1 protein-coding gene is annotated in these 450 nt (G+C 32.0%); it reads left to right on the forward strand.

Annotated features, from left to right (window positions below):
* Positions 1–450, forward strand: a 450-nt coding sequence (locus tag FUA24_RS17185) for a transglycosylase SLT domain-containing protein (RefSeq protein WP_148544318.1), incomplete at both ends; no start/stop codon positions are given.

Genomic DNA, 450 nt, shown 5'->3' on the forward strand with positions numbered 1-450 from the left:
TGAAAAATGGTATGAAGATTTGTATAACAACAATTTGTTTGATACCATTTACAAATCTGTTACAGAATTAACGTTTAATGAGATAGATTTTCCTGAGCTACCAACCGATACGTTAAAAGCCAGATTAGAAGCACTTAATGCTAAAACACCTTTTAATGTAGCTTATAACCCTTCTTTAGAAAGTGTTATTAAATTCTATTTAAAAAACCGTAGAAACCTTATACAAAAGCTAGTAACGCTAAGTGCTTTTTACTTTCCTATGTTTGAGCATGAGTTAGATAAACAAAATTTACCTTTAGAAATAAAATATTTGGCTGTTGTAGAGTCGGCTTTAAAGCCCAGAGCAAAATCTAGAGTAGGTGCTACAGGTTTATGGCAATTTATGTTTGCTACTGGTAAAATGTATGGTTTAGATGTTAGTAGTTATGTAGATGAACGCAGTGACCCCAT

The sequence above is a fragment of the Seonamhaeicola marinus genome (genome assembly GCF_008085455.1).